Origin of the sequence: Colwellia chukchiensis (assembly GCF_002104455.1) — a bacterium.
In the GTDB taxonomy this organism is placed as follows: Bacteria; Pseudomonadota; Gammaproteobacteria; order Enterobacterales; family Alteromonadaceae; genus Cognaticolwellia; species Cognaticolwellia chukchiensis.
Genome location: NZ_NBOC01000001.1, coordinates 670,839 through 697,447, shown reverse-complemented (window position 1 = coordinate 697,447; position 26,609 = coordinate 670,839). Strand labels below are relative to the sequence as shown.

The window sequence follows — 26,609 nt, the reverse complement described above, 5'->3', positions numbered from 1 at the left end:
TAGTCTTTTTTATCACGCGCTAGTGCACAGCGCGTGAAATTTATTAGAATTTTTATCGTTATTGCACTGTCAAGGTTGTGAAAGACGCTAATCTATCAGCGCTTGGCACGCAACTATCGCTAATAATACAAAAATCTTATTATAAAGATTTCATGGTTCCTTTTGGTAATACCGCATTAATCGCGCCTTTTTGCACCGTTACTTCAGTGCCTTCTGCGATACTTACTACGATAAAGTCTTTTTCATCTGAAACTTTCACAATTTTACCGACAATGCCGCCTTGTGTCAGTACTTCATCACCCTTAGATAACGCTGACATTAGGTTTTTATGCTCTTTAACTCGCTTGGCTTGTGGGCGATAGATCATAAAATAAAACACTAAACCAAATACCGCTAACATAATTAACATTGACGTACCATCTGCTGATTGTGCAGGTGCGGCAGCGGCGTGTGCTTGGCTAATAAATAAACTCATAAATTCCTCTTATTATTACTTGTAATTAATTTTCCAACATGTTGAAAAACGAAACCTGTATAGGCGTTATTGTGTTGCTGGGTCTGTGCCGGCTAAAGGAGGCACAGGTAAGTCGCGTAAAGCATAAAACTCTGCGACAAATTGCTCTAGTTTGCCTTGCTCGATAGCATCGCGCAAGCCTTGCATAACACGCTGATAAAAACGTAAGTTATGCACTGTGTTCAGTTGCGAACCTAAAATTTCGTTACACTTGTCTAAATGGTGTAGGTACGCGCGTGAATAATTTTTGCAGGTATAGCAATCACAATCAGGATCTAGTGGCCCAGTATCGGTTTTGTGACGTGCGTTTCTAATTTTTATTACCCCATTAGTCACAAACAAATGTCCGTTACGCGCATTACGTGTTGGCATTACACAGTCAAACATATCGATACCGCGACGTACACCTTCCACTAAGTCTTCAGGCTTACCAACTCCCATCAGATATCGGGGTTTATTTTCTGGTATCAAGGGCGCGGTATGATCTAATATTCGTATCATATCTTCTTTGGGCTCACCTACCGATAAGCCACCAATGGCGTAGCCGTCAAAGCCTATATCAGTTAAACCATTAACCGACACTTCGCGTAAATCTTCGTACATACCACCTTGAACAATACCAAATAAGGCATTTTTATTACCTTGATGGGCATCTTTTGAACGTTGTGCCCAACGCAAAGAAAGCTCCATTGACACTTTAGCCGCTTCATGGCTTGCAGGGTATGGCGTACACTCATCAAATATCATGACAATGTCCGAGCCTAAACTGTTTTGCACTGCCATAGAGCGCTCAGGGGTTAACATAATTTTTTCACCATTAACGGGCGAGCTAAACTTCACCCCTTCTTCGGTGATCTTGCGCATTTTACCTAAACTAAATACTTGAAAGCCGCCCGAATCGGTCAATATCGGCTTCTGCCAATTCATAAAACCATGTAAGCCACCATGTTGCTCAATAATGTCCGTGCCTGGTCGTAACATCAAATGAAAGGTATTACCGAGTAAAATATCAGCGCCGGTTGCCTCAACTTCTTCCGTTTTCATGCCTTTAACCGTGCCATAGGTACCTACCGGCATAAAAGCGGGAGTTTCTACTGTGCCGCGCTCAAACGTTAAACGGCCACGTCTAGCTTTACCGTCAGTATTAAGCAAGCTAAATTGCATGGCTTGCGCTGTTGCGTTATCTTTCTTTTCTGTCATTTTATTTCCTTCGCCCACTAGCGAAACAGGCTAGTAGCTTATCGTTTACTCACAGCTAACATCAGCATCATGGCCTTAGTTATGCTTGCGTTTGTATTTCTTGTTTTGTTAAAAACATAGCATCGCCATAACTAAAAAAACGATACTTTTGCGAAACAGCATGCCGGTAGGCTGCCATAATATTGTCATAGCCTGCAAAGGCACTGACCAACATCAGTAATGTTGATTCCGATAAATGAAAATTAGTAATAAGGGCGTCAACAACCTGAAATTGATAACCTGGGGTAATAAAAATATCCGTATCCCCGTAGAACTCACTCATCACTTGGCCTTGCGTTTGTGCTACTTTTGCCGCACTTTCTAACGAACGTACTGATGTGGTGCCAACGGCAATCACTTTACCGCCATTCGCTTTAGTTGCTTTAATTTGTGACACCACCTGTGATGGCACTTCAACATATTCGGCATGCATAATATGGTCAGCAATTTGGTCAACTTTAACGGGCTGAAATGTGCCAGCGCCAACATGTAAGGTAACAAAGGCAAACTCGACACCTTTGGCTTTTAACTGCGCCATTAATTCATCGTCAAAATGTAAACCTGCTGTCGGCGCAGCCACGGCCCCTGGCTTTTCATTATAAACGGTTTGGTAGCGTTCACGATCGCTATCTTCATCTGGACGGTCAATGTAGGGCGGTAATGGCATATGGCCAATATCATCTAATATTGATAACACCGACTGCTGAGCATGAAACTTAAGCTCAAACAAGGCATCATGTCGCGCCACCATAGTCGCTTTTACTTTACCTTCTAATAGTATTTCACTACCCGGTTTAGGGGACTTACTACAGCGAATATGGGCTAACACCCTATGTTCATCTAATAGACGTTCTACGAGTACTTCGAGCTTGCCACCACTTGCCTTTTGACCAAACATACGCGCCGGAATTACACGCGTATTATTAAAGACTAATAAGTCACCTGGGGATATATGTTGAATTAAATCAGTGAATTGTTGATCTTGACGTTGGCCCGTATTGCCATCAAGCGTCATTAAACGACTGCCTGAACGGTTCGCTTTTGGGTATCGAGCAATAAGCTCTTCGGGTAAATCAAATGAAAAATCGGCTACGCGCATGGCAAAATATAACTAGTTTAAAGATAAAAAACGCGTAATTTTAGTGCTGCACGGGCGCAATAGCAAGTACTAACTTGTAAAACTGAGCGACGGAAAATCGTAAAAATCATCCACTCGTTTTGGCTTGGCAGCTGTCTCGCTATTAATGGCATCAATAATAACTATAAGTTAAAAATTAGCCGCTAACCTGTCGATTTTACGGTATGCTAAAACCAAATACTTATTCTAGGTAAGCCGATGAAAAATCTTGCTTTCGCGATAGCTAAAACCATTATTAATGGTTTTGAACGCCACATTTATCTTTATAGTGAAATCACTCAAACGGCGAAACAGCGCTTTGAGCAGCATCGCTGGGATGATATCCAAGCAGCAGCGAAAGCCAGAACCGACTTTTATGACCTGCGAATAAAGGAAACCTTAGCCACCATTAAACAGGACTTTTGTATTGCCGAGCTCAATGACACGCTTTGGCAACAAGTAAAAGCCAGCTATATTGGTCTGCTCAGTAAACACCCCCAGCCTGAATTAGCAGAAAGTTTTTATAACTCCATTTTTTGCCACTTGTTTGACCGAGAGTATTTTCATAACACCTATATTTTTGTTCAGTCAACTGCAACACGCTTAGACGCGTTGCCAACCCCACGCATTTATACTAGTTACTTTCCGGCGGAGCAGGGCTTATTTCAAACCATCTCGCATATTTTAAAGCGTCAAAATTTTTCCGTGCCATTTCAACACTTAAAAAAAGACATTAATATACTAATTGCGAAATTTCGCCAACAAGCCGATAAAACTCGTTATCAGCTAGCCGATTTACAGTTTGATATTCTGGACTCGGTATTTTATCGCAACAAAGGCGCTTACATTATTGGCCGAGTGATCTCTCCAGCGGGTGAAACCCCGTTTATTATCTCGCTGTTAAATACTGAGCAAGACGGGTTATTTATTGATGCTTTAATTACTGACGGTGAGTATATGGCGGTGGTTTTTGGTTTTGCCCGCGCCTACTTTTTTGTTGATTGTCAGCACCCACACGCCTTAGTTGAGTTTCTCAACCGATTAATACCACACAAAACCAGTGCCGACTTATATTCCGCCATTGGCTTTCACAAACAAGGTAAAACCCAGTTCTACCGGGATTTTTTAAATCACCTTGACAATAGCGATGATAAATTAGAACTAGCGCCAGGCATCAAAGGCATGGTGATGTCAGTGTTCACCCTGCCCTCATACCCGTATGTGTTTAAAATCATCAAAGACAAATTTGCCCCCAGTAAAAATATGACCAGAGATGATGTCAAGGGTAAATACCGTTTAGTCAAATTGCATGATCGCGTCGGCCGTATGGCTGATACCATGGAATATTCTGAAGTAGCGTTTCCGAAAAAACGCTTTTCTGAGCAATTGCTGAGCGAGTTAAATAGCGTAGCGCCCTCGCTACTTAGAGTTGAAAATGATTTAGTGGTTATCAAACATATGTACATAGAGCGCAAGATGACACCATTAAATTTGTACTTGGCGCAAGCAACTGACGAGGAAGTTGACAACGCTATGTATGGCTATGGTAAAGCCATCAAAGAACTGATTGCCGCAGATATATTTCCCGGTGATATGTTACTGAAAAACTTCGGTGTTACTCGCCATGGTCGAGTAATTTTTTATGATTATGACGAAATCACTTATATGAACGAAGTAAATTTTCGCGTCAAACCAGAGCCAGTCACCGAAGAGCAAATTTATGCGGCCGAGCCTTGGTATTCGGTAGCACCGGGCGATGTTTTTCCCGAAGAGATCGCTACTTTTGCCCTAGCAAATAATCGTTATCGACAAGCGTTTTTACGTCATCATGCCGACTTGCTTGAGGCCAAATACTGGCAAGACTGCCAAACGAAAGTTGCTCAGGGAGTGCTTGCTGATGTTTACCCTTACCCAGAGGCGTCACGTTTTTGCTATTTTCACGCCAAGTAGCACACTAAACATAATGATGGGTTAGCGTAAAGTGGGCTACAAAGAGTAAATATGCTGTTTATTTGAGCGAACAGTCTTTTTTTGTTATTTAATTCTTTACCTTTAGCAAGGCATCAGTATAATTCAAATCCGTTGCAGGGGTGTAGTTCCAATTGGTAGAACAGCGGTCTCCAAAACCGACGGTTGGGAGTTCGAATCTCTCCACCCCTGCCATTTCCTTTCTTAGTTTTTTTCTTTAATTTATCTTTTTAATGACTGTTCTTTAATCGTTGATAACGAGATTATTGTGTTGCTAAATGAAAAAACTCTGTCATGATAACAACGACTTTTATCTACAACTAAAAACAATGAGCATCAGCAAAAGACAGTTTACACTCTTACAAGAGATGGGCATTACCGTTTGGCAACGACGCGACTTATCAAGCTTTAATTCACCATCGTCTGCAGCAGTTAACAGTGTACCAACAAACACAAAAGCTGAGCTCACAACGACTAACGCAACGGCTGATACTAAACGCCTGCAAGAGCCGAGCTCTACGGCTAACAAACCCACTGTCATTGACTTAAATACCTTACTAAAATGGTCGTTATTTACCGACATTATTCACTGTTTAGGTGTTAGTCGCACTGACCTGAACATTGCACAAAACCAACTCGATTTAGGTATTATTAATTGGCAATTTACCAATAAAAACTGTATCGAGTTTGAACATAGCTGTTTAAAAACCCCTGATTTAGCCACCATTGCCAACTCGGTAACATTAAAAAAAGCCTTGTGGCAATCCATAGCACCATTAAGCTGCCAATGACAAAAACACTTCAGCATGCATTCAAAGCAATTAATCAAGATATTGTTGACCAACTTTTGGTTATCGAGCAAGCCTGCCACCCGCACCCTTGGACAGAAAAAACCTTTCGCAGTTGTATTGGCGGCCGCTACTTTGGTGAGTATCTCATAGTAGCTAACACCATAGTTGGGTTTTATGTTGGTGAGCATGTGGCTGGTGAAGCCACTTTAATGGATATTTGCGTTGCGCCAGCAAATCAAGGTCAGGGCTACGGTAAAATGCTTTTATTGGCTTTTCTTTCACACTGTCAACAGTTGGCCTGCCAGCATATTTTTTTGGAAGTACGAGCAAAAAATATCAGCGCACAAATGCTTTATATTAATCAAGGTTTTAGCGAAATCTCACGCCGCACCGGTTACTACCCAAGCAATAGTGGCTTTGGTTATGAAGACGCTATTGTGATGTCGAAAAAGCTCTAAAGCTGATTGGTAATTATTTTGCAGCGCTGCATCACGCTAGCCGATGATGGCACTTACACAATAACGCAATTAAAAAAGCAAACCCTAGGGTTTGCTTTTTGCATTACGTTGTTTTCGTTTTAATTTACCAGTGCTCGACACCTTTCATATCAGGCAGTTCGTGGGCAATGCCTTTATGACAGTCGATACAGGTTTTTTCACCGGAAGCTAAAGCATCTGAGTGCATTTTAACACTGCGATTGCCCTGCTCAGAAAAGTCCATATATTCAAAGTTATGACAGTTTCGACATTCCAATGAGTCATTTTCTTTCATACGCTTCCACTCTCGTTCAGCCATCGAACGGCGATGGTTTACAAACTCTTCTCGGGTATCAATTAAACCGGTTAACTTACCCCAAACTTCCTTACTGGCGGCGATTTTACGCACAATTTTATCCGTCCATTTTTTCGGGACATGGCAATCTGGACAGGTTGCTCGTACCCCAGAGCGGTTAGCGTAGTGAATGGTTTCGCGGTACTCTTCGTATACGTTATTCTCCATTTCATGACAACTTATACAAAACTCTTCGGTGTTGGTAACTTCAAGCGCAGTATTAAAACCACCCCAAAAAATAACCCCTCCAGCGAAACCTATCGCCAAAATAAACCACAAAGCCGCACTGTTTGGTGACTTTAGAAACGTCCATAGATTTTTTAGCATTTTATACCCCTTACGCTTACTGCGGTTTATTCATTACCTAAGGATTCAACCGGTTCAAAGGTATTGTCAACTAATGGTGCTGCATCTGCTTGTGTAACATGGCATTGCGAACAAAAGTAACGGCGCGGTGAAACATCAGACAAGGTTTTACCGTCACGGGTTTCAAAGTGCGTTAAGCTAATTTTTGTTGCTCCGGTTTCTGCAGCATACTTCCAACTGTGACAGCTTAAGCACTTGTTGCTATTTAAATCAACGCGATAACCTCGAATTTGATGAGGGACAACGGGCGGTTGATGCACATAGTTTCGCGCTATCGGGTTTTTGTCTTTGATCACACGTTTGAGCTTTTCTGCCGGACGTGTTTCATCTATGGTGGCAACACCGCGTATGGTAGCTAAACCACCTGGGTTTACTGTTTCTTGCGCCGTTACGCTTAGGACGATAACAGTACTGACAACGGCAATAGCTAAAGTTAATAATTTCATTGTTCTCTCCGTTGCACCGACAAGCGATATTATCGATGCATAATATTAGCAAATTTAGGCTTTAACGATTTTAACCGCACACTTTTTGAAATCCGTTTGTTTTGATAACGGATCTGTGGCGTCAAAAGTCACCTTGTTAACCAATTGCTTAGCGTCAAACCAAGGCATAAATACCAAACCTTTGGGTGGCCGGTTGCGTCCTCTAGTTTCAACACGCGACTCAACTTCACCACGACGTGAACTCATTAGCACTTTATCACCACGGCGCACACCGCGAGCTCTTGCATCGTCAGGGTGCATAAAAATCACCGCATCTGGAAACGCTTTATGAAGCTCGGGAACCCGTGCTGTCATCGAGCCTGAATGCCAATGCTCTAGTACTCGCCCTGTGCTTAGCCATAAGTCGAACTCTTCGTCCGGCGACTCTGCTGGTGGCTCGTATGGCAAAGCGAAAATAATGGCTTTATTATCCTTTTTACCATAGAACTGAACTTCACTGCCCTTTTCAACATAGGGATCATGACCTTCACGGTAACGCCACTTAGTTTCTTTACCATTAACCACAGGCCATCTTAGCCCGCGCTCTTCATGGTAACGGTCAAACGGGGCTAAATCGTGTCCATGGCCACGGCCAAACTCAGCATACTCTTCAAACAAACCTTTTTGGATGTAAAAACCAAAGGCATCCCCTTCAAAGTTTTTCTCCCCCTTGGACTCTGACATTGGATATTTATTGACCTTGCCATTAGCGTAAAGCACATCAAAGAGGGTTTTACCGCGCAATTCTGGTTGCTTGGCGATCAAGGCTTCAGGCCATACTTCTTCGACTTTAAAGCGCTTAGAAAACTCTACTAACTGCCATAAATCTGAGCGCGCATCACCAGGCGCATGGACTTGTTGATGCCAAAACTGAGTCCGACGCTCAGCATTACCATAAGCGCCTTCTTTTTCAACCCACATCGCGGTGGGTAAAATCAAATCTGCCGCTTGCGCCGTCACTGTTGGGTAAGGGTCAGAGACAACAATAAAGTTGTCTGGGTTTCGATAACCTGGAATCGCTTCTTCGTTAATATTCGGCGCCGCTTGCATATTGTTGTTACACATTACCCAATAGGCATTAAGCTTGCCGTCTTTTAACATCCGGTTTTGTAATACCGCGTGATAACCCGGTTTCGGGGGAATAGTGCCTTCTGGTAGCTGCCAGATTTTCTCTGCCATCGCTCTGTGCTCTGGATTCGCTACCTGTAAGTCAGCCGGTAAACGATGCGAAAAGGTGCCCACTTCACGGGCAGTACCACAAGCAGAAGGCTGACCGGTTAAGGAAAACGGGCTATTGCCTGGCTCGGAAATTTTGCCCGTTAACAAATGTACGTTATACATTAAGTTATTGGCCCAAACACCGCGAGTATGTTGGTTAAAGCCCATAGTCCAGAACGAGGTGACTTTTACTTTTGGATCAGCATATAGTTTAGCCATGGCAATCAAGTTCGCTTCAGGTACACCAGATAGCTTAGAGACTGACTCCACCGTATAACTGCTGACAAACTTGGCATAGTCTTCAAAACTCATCGGTTTAGAGGCGCCAGAGCCTGCGTTTTTCGCGGCTTTTTCTAAAGGATGCGTTGGCCGCAAACCATAGCCAATATCGGTAACCCCTTCGCGCACATTAACATGCTTTTTCATGAAGTCTTCATTAACGGCATCGTTTTCTATGATGTAGTTAGCAATAAAGTTCAAGATGGCTAAATCAGTTTGTGGCTTAAAAATCATGCCATTATCTGCCAACTCAAAGCTGCGGTGTTTATAAGTTGATAAGACATTAACTTTCACATGTGGTGCACTCAAACGGCGATCTGTGAGTCGTGACCACAAAATGGGGTGCATTTCTGCCATGTTTGAGCCCCAAAGCACAAAGGCATCAGCTTGCTCTAAATCATCATAACAACCCATAGGCTCATCGATACCAAAGGTACGCATAAAGCCGCCTACAGCTGAGGCCATGCAATGGCGAGCATTCGGGTCGATATTATTACTTAGGAAACCGGCTTTCATTAGTTTAGAAGCGGCATAACCTTCCCAAACTGTCCACTGGCCTGAGCCAAACATACCAACCGACGTAGGGCCTTTTTTCTTGATTGCTGCTTTAAATTTATCCGCCATAACATCAAAGGCTTTATCCCAGCTTACCGGAGTAAACTCACCTTCTTTATCATATTGACCATCACTCATTCTCAGCAGCGGCTGGGTTAGTCTGTCTTTACCGTACATGATTTTCGATAAAAAATAGCCTTTAATACAATTTAAGCCCTTGTTAACCTCAGCTTCTGGGTCGCCTTGCGTGGCCACCACTTTGCCATGTTGCGTACCAACCAGTACGCTACAACCCGTACCACAAAAGCGACACGGTGCTTTATCCCATTTAATGGTGCTTTCTGATGAGTTAGTGATTAAATTAGCCGCAGACGCTGGAACTGCAACGCCGGCAGCTACGGCAGTAGCAGCAACCGCATTAGCTTTGATAAAGTCACGTCGAGTTAAAGTCATAATGTTTTCCCCTGATGCTGTGGTAAGCCAGCGTCGTTATGATGAAATATAAGTGACGATGAGATAACGCCGGAAACATTGCTCATGTCTGTAATGGTATTGATAATTCGCTTGGCTTGCTCGCTTTCGCCTTCAAGCCCTTCAACCGTCATGACTAAACTGCCATTCTCGCCAGTTGCATGCAGTTCAGCACCGGGAAACTTAATCAGTTGAGCGGCGATATCATTGGCATTTTCTGGATAAACCATAAACATCACCCCAGCAATGTGTACTGGACTTTCTTCGAGTAGGTTAATCATATTGTTATGCGCCTTTTTCTTGCTAATGAATTAGTTTTTTGGTTTAGCACCAAAGATTTTCAAAATAACCACCGCCACTATTGCGGTGGCAACAAAGCCGAAGAGAAAGATGAACGGCATTGAGGTATAACCCAAAACGTTCCAAATTAATTGCTCTAAATCACTCATGATTAACTCCTAATGAGGATGTGGATAATTTAATGGCAGACTCTGGGCAAACGGCAACACACGCGCCGCAGCCGGTACAGTCTGCTTTTGATATTTCTGGCTGTGGCACACTACCGTGACGATAAGTAAAAGTAATAGCCTCAGGCTCACAGCTGTCTTGACAAATTTGGCAATGCACCTGTTTTGTGGTGATACAACTGGCTGCTATGCTGATCTCTAATTGCCATGGCGTTGTCTCTAGCGAGTGAAATAAGGGCTCTTCGCAAGCCACAACACATTGTTGGCAAAACGTACACTCCCCCAAACTAAAGTTCACTTCAGGAAAGCCACCATCACCTTTAATAATGATATTTTCTTCACAAGCGCTTATGCAATCTCCACACTGGCTACAACCTGCCGTAAATACCGCTTCCTCTACAACCCAAGGCAATCTGACCGGCGCCGCACTCGTAACCTGCTTTGCCCGCATAAAATTACGTCGACCTAAATCAACCATAGTTCTCCATTAACGCAATTGGTTTACACACCTGCTTGAAAGTGATATTTATCACAAGCAATTACCATAAGCAGACGATAGCGCATCTAGGCGCATGATTTATTGATATACATCAAGTTTATTGTCTACTATCTAAATACTTGTAAAACTTTGCTGAATCTAGCGCCGTATAGAGCTTTGCCAGCTTTAACCTCCAACATGTAAAGGATATTGCTAAAGTTAAGCCTTTTAGCAATAACGGTAAAAATTCCCTTTAGGCTAATTAAGTAGCGAGCAATGAAACGGACAAGTACACCCAACTGACCATGCTCTGTAACAAGACGTTGATATAAAAATATCAGCACATTCGAAAAGATTATTACTGTGCTTCGTGCTGGTTTTCGCTATAATATCGCGCGCTTAAATTTAAGCTTATTTTTCATCCACTTTAAAACAGGTAATTTGCATGTCTGTACAACAGCAGGAAGTCGACCTAAGACGTACCTTCGCGATTATTAGTCACCCCGATGCGGGTAAAACCACGATAACGGAAAAGGTCTTGCTTTTTGGTCAAGCTCTACAAAAGGCCGGTACGGTCAAAGGAAAAAAGTCAGGGCAACATGCAAAATCCGACTGGATGGAAATGGAAAAAGATCGCGGCATCTCCATTACCACCTCTGTGATGCAGTTTCCTTATAATGATTGTTTGGTTAACCTGCTCGATACACCAGGCCATGAAGACTTTTCTGAAGATACTTATCGCACTTTAACCGCGGTTGACTCATGTTTAATGGTGATTGACGTTGCCAAAGGTGTTGAAGCCCGAACCATTAAATTGATGGAAGTGACGCGCTTGCGTGACACGCCTATTATTACCTTCATGAACAAAATGGATCGCGATGTGCGTGATCCTATGGAAGTCATGGACGAAGTCGAAGATGTGTTAAAGATTAAGTGTGCTCCGGTTACTTGGCCAATCGGTATGGGCAAAGCATTCAAAGGTGTTTACAACCTGATCACGGATGAAGTGATTTTATATCAAAGCGGTCAAGGCCATACTATTCAGGAAAAACGCACCATCAAAGGTATTAATAACCCTGAGCTTGATACGGTAATTGGTAGCTATGCTGAAGACTTACGCGAAGAACTCGAACTGGTTGTGGGTGCCTCCCATGAGTTTAACCATGATGAGTTCCTTAAAGGCGAATTAACGCCGGTATTTTTTGGTACCGCTTTAGGTAACTTTGGCGTAGATCATATGCTAGATGGCCTGACAAAGTGGGCACCCAAACCGCTACCGCGTGAGACAGACACCCGCATTGTTCATGCAGAAGAAGAAAAGTTTTCTGGCTTTGTGTTTAAAATTCAAGCCAATATGGACCCTAAACATCGTGACCGAATTGCCTTTATGCGCATTTGCTCAGGCAAGTATGAAAAAGGCATGAAAATGCGCCAAGTGCGGATCGGCAAAGACGTTAAAATAGCCGATGCAGTGACGTTTATGGCTGGTGATCGCGCTAATGTTGAACAAGCTTATGCCGGCGATATTATTGGTTTACATAACCATGGCAGTATTCAAATTGGCGATACCTTTACCGCCGGCGAGGAAATGAAATTTAGCGGTATACCCAATTTCGCGCCAGAAATGTTCCGTCGCATTCGTTTGCGTGATCCACTAAAAGCCAAGCAATTACAAAAAGGGTTAATACAGTTATCAGAAGAAGGCGCGGTGCAAGTATTTAGGCCCTTTAATTCGAACGATATGATCGTCGGTGCTGTTGGGGTGTTGCAATTTGATGTCGTGGTACAACGTTTGAAAACTGAATACAAAGTTGACGCTATTTATGAGCCCATCAGTGTCGCAACGGCCCGCTGGTGTACTTGTGATGATGAACGAAAATTAGAACAGTTTGAAAAGAAAGCTTATGACAACTTGGCACTGGATGGCGGCGATAACTTAACCTATATTGCCCCCACTATGGTTAACCTCAATTTAGCCCAAGAGCGTAATCCGGATATCGTTTTTCATAAAACCCGCGAACATTAAATTTGCTCAAATTAATGACAAGTAAAAGCCAAGTGTGTACTTTAGCCAATTGTGACACCAGTGAATTGGCACTTACCCTACTCAAGCCACTTGCTGGGCTTGAGTAAGCAACCAAACAAGAGTTTATGTAGATGAATATAAATAACATCCTGAGTGAAAAAGTTAAGCTTGCCATGATAGCAGCAGGTTTACCTGAAGATACCAACCCTGCAATCAGTTTATCAAATCGAGCAAACTTTGGTGATTACCAAGCCAACGGTGTTATGGGGGCAGCCAAGAAACTAAAAACTAACCCGCGCGAGTTAGCTGCAAAAGTGCTTGCCGAACTCAACCTCTCCGGCATCGCCGAAAAAGTGGAGTTAGCTGGTCCAGGCTTTATTAACATTCATCTTGACTCAAACTGGTTAGCAGCGCAGTTAAACCACATTGCCAGTGATAAACATTTAGGCGTCAATCAAGCCACTAAGCCGCAAAACGTTATAGTGGATTATTCTGCGCCAAATTTAGCCAAAGAAATGCACGTCGGGCATTTACGTTCCACCATTATTGGTGATGCGGTCGTGCGTGCCCTCGAGTTTCGTGGTGAGCATGTTATTCGTCAAAACCATATGGGTGACTGGGGCACACAATTTGGTATGTTATTAGCGCACTTAAGCGATAAGCTTGCCGCCAACGAAGTGGCGGAAACCGCGCTGGCAGATTTAGAAAACTTCTACCGTGAAGCCAAAGTTCGCTTTGATAACGAAGACAGCTTTGCCGATCGGGCTCGAGAGTATGTCGTAAAACTGCAAAGTGGTGATGCGCAATGTGCCAAACTTTGGCAACAGTTTATTGATATCTCTATCAGTCACAGTGAAGATATATACAACAAGCTTAATGTCACACTTAAGCGTGATGACATTATGGGCGAGAGTGCTTACAACGATGACCTACCTCATGTTATTGACGACTTGATGGCGCAAAACATCGCGGTGGAAGATCAAGGCGCGAAAGTAGTTTTCATTAACGAAATGGCCAACAAAGATGGCGAGCCATCAGTATTTATCGTGCAAAAATCCGGTGGCGGCTATTTATACGCTACCACAGATCTCTCAGCCTGCCGCTACCGCAGTAAAGAGTTAAATGCCGATCGCATTATCATTTTCACCGATGCACGCCAAGCGCTGCATTTCAAACAAGTCGAAATTGTTGCCCGTAAAGCCGGCTTTTTGCCGGCGCATGTTGGCTACCACCATTGCCCATTTGGTATGATGATGGGCGAAGATGGCAAGCCATTTAAAACCCGCAGCGGCGGCACCATCAAGTTGGCTGAGTTGCTCGACGAAGCCGTAAGCCGAGCAAAAGCCTTGATCGCTGAAAAAAGTCCTCATTACAGCGATGATACGCTGAATGACTTAGCAGAAAAAGTCGGCATTGGCGCAGTGAAGTTTGCCGATTTGTCAAAAAATCGTACCAGTGATTATATCTTTAACTGGCAAACCATGTTGAGCTTTGAAGGCGCAACAGCCCCATATTTACAGTACGCCTACTCACGCATACAAAGCATATTTACCAAAGCTAACTTTTCAACAGCAGATATGCAAAGCATTAGCATTGCTGAGCCACAGGAAAAAGCACTGGCGCTTAAATTACTCCAGCTAGAGAACGTCATTGACGCTGTGATCAATGAATGTACGCCCAATCTGCTATGTAACTATTTATATGAGCTCGCTAGCCTTTACATGAGCTTTTACGAAGCTTGCCCAATTTTAAAGGCAGATATTAGTCCAGAGGTTAAACAATCTCGCTTAGCCTTATGTCATATTATCGCTAACACCCTGAAACAAGGTTTAGATATTTTAGGTATTGATGTGATGGAGCGCATGTAACGTTAGCAAAGGTTAAACGCAAAGCGGTAAGTATAAATGAGAATCTTATTATTAGATGATGTCGAACCTAACTTATTGGCGCTGAAACAAGCGTTAAGTCAATCTCGACAAAAGTTTGTCTATGCTTGCGGCTTAAATGCTGGGGTTTCGGCGTTAGCTCAAGATAAATTTAATATCGTGATTTGCGCCGAACAAGTTGAAAAAAACAGCGGTAGCTCGATTCTGACCATGGTGGCAAAAAAGTTTCCTGCCATGGTCCGCATCTTAATTCTGACTAACTCTGCTCAGACATCAACGCCAAAAAGCAGCGCCCATTACAGCTTTTGTGCGCCCTTAGATCACAACAACATCATTGAAACTATCTCGCAATTAGCCAGTAATCATCAAGCAATCACCAAGGATGTGATTGTAAATACCATTGCTAACATCAAAGTATTACCTAGCCCGCCAAAAGTGTATATGCAACTTAATGAGGTGTTAAAAGCGGCAAACACTGACTCTCATAAAATTGCCGATATTATTCAACAAGACCCGGCCTTAACCGCAAAAGTATTACAATTTTCAAATAATACTTTCGCTACACGTGGTAAGCCAATGCTCAGCATTAGTGATGCGATCACAAAAATGGGCATTGAAACGCTATGCTGTATTGTTATGACAGCAGAGCTTTTTGCCTATCAACCAAAAATTAAAGGCTTCTCTATTGTCAACGCACAAATGCACGCCTTAGCTACAGCTAAACTAGCCGCATCCCTAGTCAGCCCAGCACTAAAACAAGACACCATGATTGCCGGTTTATTGCACGATATCGGCAAAGTTGTGCTTTATGAGCTCAATGAAAAGTCAACGGCATTATTCTTTAAACATCAACAGCAAACGGACAATAAGCTTGCTTTAGAAAATAAAATTTTTGCTAGCGATCATTGTCATGTTGGCGGTTATTTATTGCATACTTGGGGCTTTAGTTATGACATCATTGCTGCAACCATTTTACACCATAGCCCAGAAAAGCTGCTGGCGAAAAGCTTTGGTATAGCGCAGGCGGTATACCTAGCAAACACACTCCTGCATCAACAAGCACCTGAAGCTAACTTTATTAAGCACTATAATTTATCAGCAAGCTTGCCCAAATTGACACAACGGGCAACAAAAATGGCCTAAACTAGCTCACCGCGAAATTGGAGTCTAGATGAAAACACCTTTGCGCTATAGCGACAGCCACTGTCACCTTGACTTTGACGCTTTTGCTCAAAACCGACCATCAATACTTGCTCAATGTCAGCAGGCCAACATACATCGGCTAATTATTCCCACTATTGGCCCTAGTAATTGGCAAAGCGTAATAGAATTAGTAAAAACCTATCACAAAAAGCCGATAAGCTTACATCCTTGCTTAGGTATTCATCCGTGGTTTCTTGACGATACTTCAGTAGACAGTCTTTGCCAATTAGAGCAATTGGTTAAACAGCATATTGGCGAGCTTGTTGCCATAGGGGAAGCGGGGATAGATGGCGTGGTGGCCAAGGAAAAAAACAATCTCAGTCAGCAAATACAAGTGTTTGAGCAGCAACTAAATTTAGCAAAAACCTATCACTTGCCCATCATAGTGCATCATCGCCGCTCACATCAACAGCTTGTGCCTTTGCTTCGACAATATAAGTTGCTCCAAGGTGGAATTATCCACGCATTTTCAGGTAGTTACCAACAAGCTTGCCAGTACCTTGATTTAGGTTTTAAATTAGGCATAGGTGGCACCATTAGCTATCCTCGCGCGCAAAAAACCATTAATGCCATTAAGCGGCTGCCGCTCGATTGTTTCGTTATAGAGACTGACGCACCGGCAATGCCTTTGCACGGTTTTCAAGGGCAAAATAACTCGCCGTTACAGCTAGTAAACGTATTTCAACACTTAGCCAATATTCGTCAAGAATCACCACAAGCGCTCGCCGATGCGCTTGAGCAAAACCTACAAAGCGTTTTAAAAAAGTTAGTTTAGTGCTGCACGAGAAAAGTGTTTTATGGACTCTGACTGCCACGCACTCGCGCAGCAGATAGCGGTGGTCTATAGCCTTGGCGACTAAAGCGGTTTAAACCTCGGGTTAAGAGAAAACCGATAACCCCGGCGACAAGAAATAGCAACCGATTAATTTCATATTGCTGTTGACTATTTTTAGCTAAATCATCAGCTAAAAGTGAACGATATAAAGAAAGTCGAATATAGCCTTGTAGTTGCTCAGTGTGGATTTCTTGCACAACTGAAAGTAACGCTTTAGTTTGCTGTTTTTTATAAAGGCTGATTCCGAAAAGATCTTTCACCGACTCAGCATCTGCGGAGCTAGCAATACTTTCGCCAGTGACACTATAAACATGGACACTTTTAACTAAACTTTGTTGTGCTAAAGCATCAACGAACTGTTGCAGCTGGGCATTTGATTGTTGCATATAAGGAGCAACACTTGTCGCCGCCTGCGCTAAGTATAGCGTTGCGATTTTATGCGCATGTGCTTGAATGTGCTCTTGCTGTGCATCACGACTTGTCACCCAAAAATTCATCAACATCACTAATAAAATAATCGCCATAACTAATTGCAATATTTTATTATAAATTGGTGATAATTTAGGGTATAAAGGCTGTTCTAATTGCTTCATATAATGAATCGTTTCCCACAAGCTGTTGACACTACTATAAAAGCATATTTACGCTTTTTTTACTAGAACAGTCGTTTAAAAGCAGTTTTTTTAATAAAAGGTATTTCTGTGACAAGCCCCGAAAAAATAGTATCGTTAGCGAGTATTGAGCAACTCAACCTAAGTCAATGGCTACCTCAAGATTCAACGCCCCCCGCGATGCCAATCACCTTTGATCAAGGACAACAAGCCTTTGCCCTGACAATGGAATCTGCCGTAGCTATGCCAATTGAGCAACCTGAGTTGGTCGTTTTCGAAAATATGCCATTAACTACTTTAGTAGCGTTACTAAATAGCTGTCAGCTAACCTTGCATCGCCTTAATAAAATAAACCAACGCAACGGCCTAACAAGCTATCGCTTTTCAGTACAAGTGAGCGATCTCAAACAGGCACGCGATAAATTAGCCAAGTTTACCGCCAGCGCACATTTAGATGCGGCATTAGTACTCAATGCGCCAATATTGGCCAAGCCGGGCTTATTAGTCATGGATATGGACTCAACCACTATCAAAATTGAATGTATTGATGAGATAGCAGCCCTTGCCGGTGTTGGTGATGAAGTCGCTGCGGTAACTGAGCTAGCCATGCAAGGACAATTAGACTTTAGTGAAAGCTTATATCAACGGGTGGCAAAGCTGCGTCATGCGCCAGAAGCTATTTTAGCGCAAGTCGCTCAAGATATCCCCTTAATGGAAGGCTTAGAGACTTTAGTTAAGGCGCTGAAAAATCACGGCTGGCGCGTGGCTATTGCCTCAGGTGGCTTTACTTACTTTGCCGATCATCTAAAGCAAATGCTTGCTCTTGATGCCGCAGCTGCTAACCTGCTTGAAATAAAAAACCAAAAGCTAACCGGTAAGGTTTTAGGTGGTGTGATAGATGCAAAAGCCAAGGCTAAATGTCTTAAGCAATGGCAATTAGACTATAGCATCAAGTCAACGCAGACGGTTGCTATGGGTGATGGTGCCAATGACTTAGTCATGATGGCAGCGGCACAATTAGGGGTAGCGTTTCATGCTAAACCTTTAGTATTAGCACAAGCAGATAGTTGTATTACGCACTCAGGATTAGACACCTTATTGCATTGGCTAAAGTAATTTACGCTACGGCTAGTCTAGTCTAGTGTGCCAGGCTAGCCAATATAGCAATTACTTGCGAGACAGTTGATACTGAAGCAAAACTTCGTTTGTAATATCAATAACTTGAACAATACCCGCTACACTCCATATCTCTTGTTCAATTTGTTTGCCTCTATGAATTGCATAAGTACTGATGTAGCTTAGCTCAGGGTTTAAATAAGTCATATCGGGTGAGGACGCCCTTGATAGCTTCATCAGCACACAGAAAAATTGGCCATTTTTTAACGCCTGATGAATAAAAGTGTGCTTTAATTTGTCACTGCCAAGCTCAGTGTCAACTTTAACCGTTACTGCTTTATCTACTGCCTTGTGACTGCTATTGATAGCGATATAAAGTAACTCCGTACTTGGTGTATCATTCGGCTGCATTTTTTTTAATTTAACACTTAGCTCACTCATGACCTTGGCATGACCGAATAGGGGATATAAATTAACATAGCCTTGACGATCGCTTAATTGCTTCATGGCCAGCATTAAGCGTGTATCACTACCGCCACCAGCAATGGCCTCGACCTTATACCGACTGCCACTGGTTTGCACGATCAGCGCTGAGGCTTTTGATGTTGCACTATATATATTCCGTAATGCTTTTGCTAAGCCCGGACTAGACATAGCATACTCTTCTGGGGTTAGCTTATCTCGATTCTTTTCGATTAAGGCTTTAAAAAAACGTCGACCCACATGTTGGTACTTTTCAACAAATACTCTTAAATTGATAATAGTCTTTGCTGTGTTTACCCGCACTACTTCATAAGGCAACGCCGATAAATCAAAAGCTGAGGTAATTTTTTGTAGTGCGGGAAAGTTGATATAAACAATGTCACCTTTAGATAAAACACTCGCTTTATCAAGCTCAACCTTTAGCCCAGAGGTCGAAAAGTCATGTGAATGCCCATGCCAAATCACATCTTCAATTTTTACCACCGCTGGCGTTTTATAAATAAAGCGTAATTCTTGTCGATGATTGCGATAATTAATACCCACTTCGTCGACGCTAAAAGGCTTACTTAAGCGTTTATGGCCAAATTTCTTTAACTTCACCATATTAATGCCATGATAAGAAAAAGCTTGATAGGCAGATAACCTTGAGCGGCATGTGACTTCATTAGCAACAACAATATAGGGTATATCAAGCAATAATGCTTTTACCTCATCTGACATCGCTGCATTTAGGTACTGATGTTCTTTCTTCAGGGTATTAGCTAGTGTCAATTGAGTTTCGGCATGCTTTAACTCAACCGATAATAAAGACAGCTGGATAATAGAAAAGCTAGCTTTTGCGGCTGCAAAACCTAAAAACTGCTGCATAAAGCTTTCATCTTCAGCTAGTTGTACTTCATCGGCAGTATAGAAATATAACTTGCCATGGCTTTGATGTCTAAAGCAAAATACCAATAGACTTTTATCCAAAGGAGCTAATTTTTTTAGTTGCTCAATACGCTCAGGTGTTATTAAGCAGTATAAGGTTGAGTAATATTTTTCATCTTGCCAGTATTGATACAAGCTTTGATTATTATGGCAAGTCAATGCATATTTCGGACTCAAAAGCCCCTGCTTACTTTCAATAAAAACAGGCAACTCGTTGGACTTTGGTAAGACATATTGCTCAAAAACTCTGGCTTTAAGTGCGCTTAGGGTATTGTCTAAATTAACTTTATAGCGACGTTTATTGCCTTGAATATAAGACTGTAAAAACTGGCTAAAACCATCTGGTCGTGATGTGTCGCTGACCAGGCGTTGTAAACCAATTAACTGCATATTATCTAAGTTGGTAATATTTTTAACTTGATAGCTAAAGTTATTGTTATTCGCAAACGAAAACTCTTCTTCTAAGCCCAGAAATCTAAGACTAAGCTCTTGCCCTATTTTCAGCGCTGTGATCGCGTTAATGCGAACTTTGCAACCATGAACACTAATGTCTGCGCTAGTGCACTGAAAACTCTGGCCTTTTGCATATGTTATCTCTATGGTTACCGCAAAATTCATGCGTTCTTCACAACGATCGAAGTAAGGCCCAAAGCGGTAATAGGTTGCTGGAAATTGTAGTTTTTCTAAAGCTTTACTAGGCGTTTCTGTGGGTACAGAACGTAACTTAGATTTTTCTTTTTGATAAATCACGCGAAAGTTGTTTTCTGTGTTCATCGCCGCTTCGTAAACGCCAAAGGTATAGCCCCCATAACGAAGCATGGCGTCGTTAAACACGCCACGTGCTATTTTATCTAAAAAATGTATTTTCCCGTCATGCTCAAACGCACTACACTCACCATCGACATGACCGCGTAAATCGATTAAACGATTACAAGGCGCCGCCAACCGTTTAAGCTCCATCTTCAACAAAAATCGTTCTGTTTTCGCCATTCGCTTGGTGACAGCTTCAAACTTAGCGTCAAAGTCGCTATTTAGCACTTGACCACTAAAGTTATCAATAATTTTTTGATATTTTGAAAAATCTTTATTCATTTACCTGTCAATATCTTTACAATAAAGCAAACTACTTTGGGTTTTAGCAGACACTAATAGCGACAATATCAGCTTTTTCACCAATACTACTGCTATTACCTTTGATAACTTTACTGTTTTTGGTTATTTAACTTACATTTTTAAAGCAAAAACTATACCTGTTAACACTTTAAAATTGAAGTAAAAATAGAGAGTTAAATGATACCCCCTAACCTATTGAGTACTAATAAGAAAAGTAGTATTAAAATAGTTTTTCAAAGCGCAGCAATACCATCAGCCACCAGTTGATAGTCACTTTTTTGACTGTTGTTGCGGTTGCTAGCGATTAATTTTTAGATAGGAAAACCATGGCAAAATTAGCAAAAATTGAATTTGTTTGTAGCGATTGCGGCATGAACTACCCACGTTGGCAAGGGCAATGTCGATGTGGCGCGTGGAATACGTTAGCAGAGATAAAAATTCCGGCTAGTCAACAAAAAAGCGCAAGTAAAAGCCGCCTATCAACAGCGGGTTATGCCGGCATCGCAGGCGGCGGCTCAAAAAAAATTAATGATGTTGCCGCCACCGAAGCAGAAAAACAACTAACCGGCATCGGCGAGCTTGACCGCGTTTTGTGTGGCGGTGTCACTATGGGCTCGGTCAATATTATCTCAGGTGACCCAGGCGCTGGTAAAACCACCTTACTATCTGATTTAATTGCTCGCATGTCAAAACTAACCCCGTCACTGTATTGTACGGCTGAAGAGTCTTTATCACAGTTTAAAAACCGCGTGCAACGCTTAAAACTTGACTATAACCCTGAGCAATTATACTTACTGTCAGAAACTCGGGTAGAAGCGATAATTGACGAACTTGAACAAAAGCAAATCAAATTTGCCGTGATTGACTCTATTCAAGCCGTGGTTACCGAGCACGCCAATGGCAGCCCTGGCTCGCCGTCACAAGTAAAAAGCGCCGCACAAGCCTTAACGCAATATTGTAAGCAAAATAATGTCACTATGTTTTTAATTGCCCACGTCAATAAAAACAATGAAATTGCCGGCCCGCAAACCTTAGTCCATATTGTCGATGCGCTATTGCATATAGATACCAATGACGGCCAAATACGCACCTTAAGAGCCAATAAAAACCGTTTTGGCGATATTGATACTGTCGGTATATTTCGCATGTGTGAGCGGGGTATGCTGAGTGTGGATAACCCCAGTGAAATATTTTTATCCGGCTCAAGTACAGAGTCACCTGGCTCTGCGATAACTTGCATTCGCAAGGGAAATCGCAACTTGCTACTGGAAATACAATGTTTAACCACGGAGACCGAAGCAGAGTTTCCACAGCGGGTATGTGTTGGCTTAAATATGAACCGCATTAAGATGCTAACCGGTATATTGCGCAAGCATACCAAAACCAAAATTTATCATGACACCTTTTTCAATATTATTGGTGGCTTGAAAATTGACGAGTCTGAAACCTGTATTGATCTGGCGTTAGTTACCGCCTTGTTAAGCAGTTTAAATGAATTTGTTGTACCTAGAACCACCTGCATTTTAGGGGAGTTAAGCTTAAATGGAGATGTCAGACCGATTGACAGTGGTGTGCCTAGAGTCAAAGAGGCAGCACAGCACGGTTTTACCGAAATTTTTATTCCGTTTCGAAATTATCACAAATCAATGGAAGGCTTAGGTGCAAAAATAATTCCAGTCAAAACCATTCATGATTTGCTAGCGCTGATCACATAAGTTAGCGCTGACTTTAATCAGCATTTAACACTAAGCTCATGCTTGAGCTTGTTGGACTAAAATTGTGAATATAGCTTTTTAACTATCAGCAAGTTGGTTAGCCATAGCTAACCCACTTGCATTAAGACAAGCCCGCTACCTTGTAGTTGCTAAAACCTACAAGATAGCGGGCTTAATTTCGCGCGGTATTACTGCAACGCTTTATTATCCAAAAGAGTTACTCCGGCTCATAATCTAGGTTGGCCGATAACCAACGCTCTGCCTGTGGCATGGTCATTTCTTTGCGAATGGCATAACTTTCTACCTGATCTTTAGCGAGCTTAGCAACGGCAAAATACTTAGCATCGGGATGAGCAAAGTACCAGCCACTGACCGCAGCGCCTGGCCACATAGCAAAACTTGAGGTTAATTCCATACCAATATTTTCTTTAACATTAAGTAATTGCCACAATAAGCCTTTTTCAGTGTGCTCTGGGCAGGCAGGGTAACCGGGTGCCGGACGAATACCTTGATATTTTTCCCGAATTAAACTGTCATTATCTAAGTTTTCATCTGGCGCATAGCCCCAATAGTCTTGGCGAATTTTTTCATGTAAATATTCCGCACTGGCTTCGGCAAGTCGATCAGCGACCGCTTTGATTAAAATGCTGTTGTAGTCGTCATGTTCAGCGTCAAAGGCTTTCACTAACGCTTCAACACCAAAGCCTGCTGAAACCGCAAACGCGCCCATATAATCATTTACGCCTGATGCTTCATCGGCAATATAATCGGCTAAACAGCGATTATATTGTCCGGCTGGTTTTTTAGTTTGTTGACGCAACTGGTGCAACTTCATTAACGGCTCAGTGCGGGTATCATCTGTGAAAAGTTGCACGTCGTCTTGTTGACGCTGCGCAGCAAATAAGCCAAATACTGCTCTTGCCGTTAGTTTTTTGTTGTTAATAACATCATCTAACATGGCATTGGCATCATTAAACAGCTTTGTTGCCTCTTCGCCTATCAGCTCATGGCTTAGAATTTGCGGGTACTTGCCCGATAGCTGCCAGGTCATAAAAAATGGCGTCCAATCTATATAGTTTCTGACAACATTAAGATCAATATTGTCCAGCACAGTAACGCCTAATTTATTTGGTACTGTTGGTGTGTAATTGGCAAAGCTCAATGGTACAGCGTTGGCACGCGCATCCGTTAACGATATTAAACTCGAGCGAGGACCTTTTTTATAGTGACGCGTGCGTACTTTATCGTATTCAGCTGCTTGTCGCGCCATAAAACCCGCTCTGTGCTCGTCTGACAATAACGAACTCACCACAGAAACTGAACGCGAGGCATTGGGTACATAGACGACAGGGTGTGGGTATTGCGGCTCTATCTTAACCGCAGTATGGGCTTTAGACGTGGTAGCACCACCAATAAGCAAAGGTAGCTGATAGTTTTGTCGTTTCATTTCTTTGGCAACGTGCACCATTTCATCCAATGATGGCGTGATCAAACCTGACAGACCAATAATGTCGACTTTTTCTTCACGCGCTACCCGCAGAATATCTTCACTAGACACCATTACCCCTAAGTCTATGATGTCGTAATTATTACACTGTAACACCACACCGACGATATTTTTTCCAATATCGTGCACATCGCCTTTAACCGTCGCTAAAAGCACTTTACCATTGGATTTAAATTCGGTTTTTTCTGCTTCAATAAAGGGGTTTAAATACGCCACCGCTTGCTTCATCACTCGCGCAGACTTTACCACTTGCGGCAAAAACATCTCGCCGGCACCAAATAAGTCGCCCACCACGTTCATGCCGTCCATTAACGGACCTTCAATAACATCTAAAGGCCTTACCGCGGCTAGCCTTGCCGCTTCCGTGTCTTCAATAATAAACTCATTAATACCCTTGACTAATGAGTGTTCTAAGCGCTTATTCACTGGCAATTCACGCCACGATAAGTCGGCATGACTTTGTTGGCTTGCCCCTTGTCCGCGATATTCTTGTGCCAAGTCAAGTAAACGCTCAGTGGCACCATCATCAGAGTTTTGAATTACATCTTCCACTGCCACGCGCAAGGTGTCGGGAATATCAGAATAAATCGCTAACTGGCCGGCATTCACTATCCCCATGTCCATGCCATTTTTTATCGCATGATACAAAAACACCGCATGTATAGCTTCGCGTACCGGATTATTACCACGAAATGAGAAGGATACATTTGATACCCCGCCAGAAACCATGGCATGTGGCAAATGTTGCTTAATATCGGCAACTGCATCAATAAAATCACGGGCGTAATTGTTGTGCTCTTCAATCCCTGTTGCCACAGCAAAAATATTCGGATCAAAAATAATGTCTTCGGCGGGATAGCCAATTTCATCAACTAAAATATGATAAGCACGCTGACAAATTTCAAACTTACGGGCGCGGGTATCTGCTTGTCCGGTTTCATCAAATGCCATAATAATAACCGCAGCACCGTAGCGGCGGAGCAATTCGGCTTGTTGGCGAAAACTCGCTTCGCCCTCTTTTAAGCTAATGGAGTTAACTATGCCTTTGCCTTGAATGCATTTTAAACCCGCCTCTAAAATATCCCATTTAGACGAGTCGAGCATGATCGGCACTTTCGCTATATCTGGCTCACCGGCAATCATGTTCAAAAAGCGCACCATGGCAGCTTTCGAGTCCAACATGCCTTCATCCATATTGATATCAATAATTTGCGCGCCGTTTTCTACTTGTTGTAGCGCAACAGCAATTGCCTGCTCAAAGTTTCCTTCCGTGATCAAACGCTTAAATACCGCTGAGCCAGTAACATTAGTACGCTCACCAACATTAACAAATAAGCTGTCTTGATTAATGGTTAATGCCTCTAACCCTGATAAACGACAGGCGATTTCCCTTGGTTTTATTACTCGCGGTGTGATGTTTGCCACCGCCTCAGCCATGCCTTTAATATGCGCCGGTGTGGTGCCACAACAGCCGCCAATAATATTTAAAAAGCCCGACTCGGCCCACTCAGTTACATGGCTGTTCATATCTGCTACGGTAAAGTCATACTCACCAAAAGCGTTAGGTAAACCCGCATTAGGATGCGCAGAGACAGCAACATCTGAAATACGGCTTAACTCTTCAACATATTGACGTAACTCCACTGGCCCAAGTGCACAGTTTAAGCCAAACGAAATCGGCTTGGCATGGCGTAATGAATTGTAAAAAGCCTCTGTGGTTTGCCCTGATAAGGTTCGCCCTGACGCATCGGTAATAGTGCCAGAGATCATCACAGGTAAACGTTCACCTCGACTTTCAAAAACACTTTCAATAGCAAATATGGCCGCTTTAGCGTTTAAGGTATCAAATATAGTTTCGATTAAAATAATATCGCTGCCACCGTCAATGAGCGCGTTTGTCGACTCAATATAAGCATCTTTGAGTTGATCAAAGTCGATATTGCGATAAGCGGGATCGTTAACGTCTGGCGAGATCGAACAGGTGCGATTGGTTGGCCCTAATACACCCGCAACAAAACGCGGTTTATCAGGGTTTTTCGCAGTAAATTCATCCGCCACTTCACGGGCAATTTGTGCTGCTCTTAAGTTAATTTCAGCACTGTATTGCGCCATATCATAATCAGCCATGGCAATGGTTGTGGCATTAAAGGTATTGGTTTCCAAAATATCGGCACCCGCCTCAAGATACTCGCGGTGGATGGCTTTGATAATATCAGGTTGGGTCAACACTAACAGGTCGTTATTGCCTTTAACATCCAAATGCCAATCAGCAAATTGCTCGCCTCGATAGTCTTGCTCTTCAAATTTATATGCTTGGATCATAGTGCCCATAGCACCATCTAAAATCAGAATACGCTTATCTAATTGTGCCTGTAATAAGGCATACGATGTGGATTGCACAACAGGAG

21 protein-coding genes and 1 tRNA gene are annotated in these 26,609 nt (G+C 42.6%); 10 read left to right on the top strand and 12 right to left on the bottom strand.

Features of this window, described 5'->3' with window-relative positions; all coding sequences use genetic code 11:
* Positions 1–139: 139 nt before the first annotated feature.
* The 3 genes from yajC to queA all read right to left on the bottom strand — a co-directional run bounded on the left by yajC (position 140) and on the right by queA (position 2,852).
* Positions 140–475, bottom strand: coding sequence for a preprotein translocase subunit YajC (gene yajC / locus B6K83_RS03115; protein ID WP_085283106.1), 336 nt, complete (start codon positions 473–475; stop codon positions 140–142).
* 66 nt (positions 476–541) lie between these two features.
* Positions 542–1,678 (bottom strand): tRNA guanosine(34) transglycosylase Tgt, encoded by a 1,137-nt coding sequence (gene tgt / locus B6K83_RS03110; protein WP_085283320.1) that lies wholly within the window; start codon positions 1,676–1,678, stop codon positions 542–544.
* 115 nt (positions 1,679–1,793) lie between these two features.
* Positions 1,794–2,852 carry a tRNA preQ1(34) S-adenosylmethionine ribosyltransferase-isomerase QueA gene (queA, locus tag B6K83_RS03105; RefSeq protein WP_085283104.1) on the bottom strand — a complete coding sequence of 353 codons (1,059 nt, stop codon included), beginning with the start codon at positions 2,850–2,852 and terminating at the stop codon, positions 1,794–1,796.
* Positions 2,853–3,089: 237 nt separating this feature from the next.
* Here queA and aceK point away from each other — a divergent pair, with 237 nt between their 5' ends.
* From aceK to rimI, 4 genes are all read left to right on the top strand, one after another.
* Positions 3,090–4,820: a bifunctional isocitrate dehydrogenase kinase/phosphatase gene (gene aceK, locus B6K83_RS03100; protein ID WP_085283102.1), complete on the top strand. Its 1,731-nt coding sequence runs from the start codon at positions 3,090–3,092 to the stop codon at positions 4,818–4,820.
* Positions 4,821–4,956: 136 nt separating this feature from the next.
* A tRNA-Trp gene (locus B6K83_RS03095) sits at positions 4,957–5,033 on the top strand.
* A gap of 83 nt (positions 5,034–5,116) precedes the next feature.
* Complete coding sequence (locus B6K83_RS03090) at positions 5,117–5,629, top strand: hypothetical protein (protein ID WP_085283100.1); 513 nt, start codon at positions 5,117–5,119, stop codon at positions 5,627–5,629.
* On the top strand, positions 5,626–6,087 hold the full coding sequence (gene rimI, locus B6K83_RS03085) for a ribosomal protein S18-alanine N-acetyltransferase (protein ID WP_085283098.1): 462 nt from the start codon (positions 5,626–5,628) through the stop codon (positions 6,085–6,087). The genes B6K83_RS03090 and rimI overlap by 4 nt, the downstream gene beginning before the upstream one ends.
* 124 nt (positions 6,088–6,211) lie before the next feature.
* Here rimI and B6K83_RS03080 read toward each other — a convergent pair whose 3' ends face one another.
* The 6 genes from B6K83_RS03080 to napF are packed head-to-tail and all read right to left on the bottom strand — an operon-like array spanning position 6,212 to position 10,779.
* Positions 6,212–6,787 carry a NapC/NirT family cytochrome c gene (locus B6K83_RS03080; protein ID WP_085283096.1) on the bottom strand — a complete coding sequence of 192 codons (576 nt, stop codon included), beginning with the start codon at positions 6,785–6,787 and terminating at the stop codon, positions 6,212–6,214.
* Between the two features lie 26 nt (positions 6,788–6,813).
* Entirely contained in the window at positions 6,814–7,272 is a 459-nt protein-coding gene (locus B6K83_RS03075) for a nitrate reductase cytochrome c-type subunit (RefSeq protein WP_085283094.1), read from the bottom strand.
* 54 nt (positions 7,273–7,326) lie between these two features.
* Positions 7,327–9,816 carry a nitrate reductase catalytic subunit NapA gene (napA, locus tag B6K83_RS03070; RefSeq protein ID WP_085283092.1) on the bottom strand — a complete coding sequence of 830 codons (2,490 nt, stop codon included), beginning with the start codon at positions 9,814–9,816 and terminating at the stop codon, positions 7,327–7,329.
* A complete protein-coding gene (locus tag B6K83_RS03065; RefSeq protein WP_085283090.1) occupies positions 9,813–10,115 on the bottom strand; it encodes a chaperone NapD in 303 nt (100 codons plus the stop codon). The genes napA and B6K83_RS03065 overlap by 4 nt, the downstream gene beginning before the upstream one ends.
* A gap of 30 nt (positions 10,116–10,145) precedes the next feature.
* The gene (locus tag B6K83_RS03060) at positions 10,146–10,283 is read right to left on the bottom strand and encodes a TIGR02808 family protein (RefSeq protein WP_085283088.1); all 138 of its coding nucleotides are present in this window, start codon (positions 10,281–10,283) and stop codon (positions 10,146–10,148) included.
* Entirely contained in the window at positions 10,276–10,779 is a 504-nt protein-coding gene (gene napF / locus B6K83_RS03055) for a ferredoxin-type protein NapF (protein ID WP_085283086.1), read from the bottom strand. The genes B6K83_RS03060 and napF overlap by 8 nt, the downstream gene beginning before the upstream one ends.
* 445 nt (positions 10,780–11,224) lie before the next feature.
* On the opposite strand from napF, the gene prfC reads away from it, so the two are divergent.
* The 4 genes from prfC (at position 11,225) to B6K83_RS03030 (ending at position 16,669) form a co-directional block, all read left to right on the top strand.
* Positions 11,225–12,805 carry a peptide chain release factor 3 gene (prfC, locus tag B6K83_RS03045; RefSeq protein WP_085283082.1) on the top strand — a complete coding sequence of 527 codons (1,581 nt, stop codon included), beginning with the start codon at positions 11,225–11,227 and terminating at the stop codon, positions 12,803–12,805.
* A gap of 131 nt (positions 12,806–12,936) precedes the next feature.
* On the top strand, positions 12,937–14,673 hold the full coding sequence (gene argS / locus B6K83_RS03040; protein WP_085283080.1) for an arginine--tRNA ligase: 1,737 nt from the start codon (positions 12,937–12,939) through the stop codon (positions 14,671–14,673).
* A 36-nt stretch (positions 14,674–14,709) separates the two neighbouring features.
* On the top strand, positions 14,710–15,834 hold the full coding sequence (locus B6K83_RS03035) for an HDOD domain-containing protein (protein WP_085283078.1): 1,125 nt from the start codon (positions 14,710–14,712) through the stop codon (positions 15,832–15,834).
* Between the two features lie 28 nt (positions 15,835–15,862).
* Positions 15,863–16,669 carry a TatD family hydrolase gene (locus B6K83_RS03030; protein ID WP_233143784.1) on the top strand — a complete coding sequence of 269 codons (807 nt, stop codon included), beginning with the start codon at positions 15,863–15,865 and terminating at the stop codon, positions 16,667–16,669.
* Positions 16,670–16,689: 20 nt separating this feature from the next.
* Here B6K83_RS03030 and B6K83_RS03025 read toward each other — a convergent pair whose 3' ends face one another.
* Positions 16,690–17,322 (bottom strand): AhpA/YtjB family protein, encoded by a 633-nt coding sequence (locus B6K83_RS03025; RefSeq protein ID WP_085283075.1) that lies wholly within the window; start codon positions 17,320–17,322, stop codon positions 16,690–16,692.
* Between the two features lie 108 nt (positions 17,323–17,430).
* Here B6K83_RS03025 and serB point away from each other — a divergent pair, with 108 nt between their 5' ends.
* On the top strand, positions 17,431–18,456 hold the full coding sequence (serB, locus tag B6K83_RS03020; RefSeq protein ID WP_233143783.1) for a phosphoserine phosphatase SerB: 1,026 nt from the start codon (positions 17,431–17,433) through the stop codon (positions 18,454–18,456).
* A 51-nt stretch (positions 18,457–18,507) separates the two neighbouring features.
* Here serB and B6K83_RS03015 read toward each other — a convergent pair whose 3' ends face one another.
* Positions 18,508–20,958, bottom strand: a complete 2,451-nt coding sequence (locus B6K83_RS03015; RefSeq protein ID WP_085283073.1) for a PilZ domain-containing protein — start codon at positions 20,956–20,958, stop codon at positions 18,508–18,510.
* Positions 20,959–21,305: 347 nt separating this feature from the next.
* On the opposite strand from B6K83_RS03015, the gene radA reads away from it, so the two are divergent.
* Complete coding sequence (gene radA, locus B6K83_RS03010; protein ID WP_085283071.1) at positions 21,306–22,694, top strand: DNA repair protein RadA; 1,389 nt, start codon at positions 21,306–21,308, stop codon at positions 22,692–22,694.
* A gap of 217 nt (positions 22,695–22,911) precedes the next feature.
* Here radA and metH read toward each other — a convergent pair whose 3' ends face one another.
* A complete protein-coding gene (gene metH, locus B6K83_RS03005; RefSeq protein ID WP_233143788.1) occupies positions 22,912–26,601 on the bottom strand; it encodes a methionine synthase in 3,690 nt (1,229 codons plus the stop codon).
* Between the last annotated feature and the right edge of the window lie 8 nt (positions 26,602–26,609).

Excerpts from the sequence above, each read along its gene's own strand:
- yajC (WP_085283106.1), bottom strand. The coding sequence starts at position 475 with ATGAGTTTATTTATTAGCCAAGCACACGCCGCTGCCGCACCTGCACAA.
- tgt (WP_085283320.1), bottom strand. The coding sequence starts at position 1,678 with ATGCAATTTAGCTTGCTTAATACTGACGGTAAAGCTAGACGTGGCCGT.
- queA (WP_085283104.1), bottom strand. The coding sequence starts at position 2,852 with ATGCGCGTAGCCGATTTTTCATTTGATTTACCCGAAGAGCTTATTGCT.
- aceK (WP_085283102.1), top strand. The coding sequence starts at position 3,090 with ATGAAAAATCTTGCTTTCGCGATAGCTAAAACCATTATTAATGGTTTT.
- B6K83_RS03090 (WP_085283100.1), top strand. The coding sequence starts at position 5,117 with ATGAAAAAACTCTGTCATGATAACAACGACTTTTATCTACAACTAAAA.
- rimI (WP_085283098.1), top strand. The coding sequence starts at position 5,626 with ATGACAAAAACACTTCAGCATGCATTCAAAGCAATTAATCAAGATATT.
- B6K83_RS03080 (WP_085283096.1), bottom strand. The coding sequence starts at position 6,787 with ATGCTAAAAAATCTATGGACGTTTCTAAAGTCACCAAACAGTGCGGCT.
- B6K83_RS03075 (WP_085283094.1), bottom strand. The coding sequence starts at position 7,272 with ATGAAATTATTAACTTTAGCTATTGCCGTTGTCAGTACTGTTATCGTC.
- napA (WP_085283092.1), bottom strand. The coding sequence starts at position 9,816 with ATGACTTTAACTCGACGTGACTTTATCAAAGCTAATGCGGTTGCTGCT.
- B6K83_RS03065 (WP_085283090.1), bottom strand. The coding sequence starts at position 10,115 with ATGATTAACCTACTCGAAGAAAGTCCAGTACACATTGCTGGGGTGATG.
- B6K83_RS03060 (WP_085283088.1), bottom strand. The coding sequence starts at position 10,283 with ATGAGTGATTTAGAGCAATTAATTTGGAACGTTTTGGGTTATACCTCA.
- napF (WP_085283086.1), bottom strand. The coding sequence starts at position 10,779 with ATGGTTGATTTAGGTCGACGTAATTTTATGCGGGCAAAGCAGGTTACG.
- prfC (WP_085283082.1), top strand. The coding sequence starts at position 11,225 with ATGTCTGTACAACAGCAGGAAGTCGACCTAAGACGTACCTTCGCGATT.
- argS (WP_085283080.1), top strand. The coding sequence starts at position 12,937 with ATGAATATAAATAACATCCTGAGTGAAAAAGTTAAGCTTGCCATGATA.
- B6K83_RS03035 (WP_085283078.1), top strand. The coding sequence starts at position 14,710 with ATGAGAATCTTATTATTAGATGATGTCGAACCTAACTTATTGGCGCTG.
- B6K83_RS03030 (WP_233143784.1), top strand. The coding sequence starts at position 15,863 with ATGAAAACACCTTTGCGCTATAGCGACAGCCACTGTCACCTTGACTTT.
- B6K83_RS03025 (WP_085283075.1), bottom strand. The coding sequence starts at position 17,322 with ATGAAGCAATTAGAACAGCCTTTATACCCTAAATTATCACCAATTTAT.
- B6K83_RS03015 (WP_085283073.1), bottom strand. The coding sequence starts at position 20,958 with ATGAATAAAGATTTTTCAAAATATCAAAAAATTATTGATAACTTTAGT.
- radA (WP_085283071.1), top strand. The coding sequence starts at position 21,306 with ATGGCAAAATTAGCAAAAATTGAATTTGTTTGTAGCGATTGCGGCATG.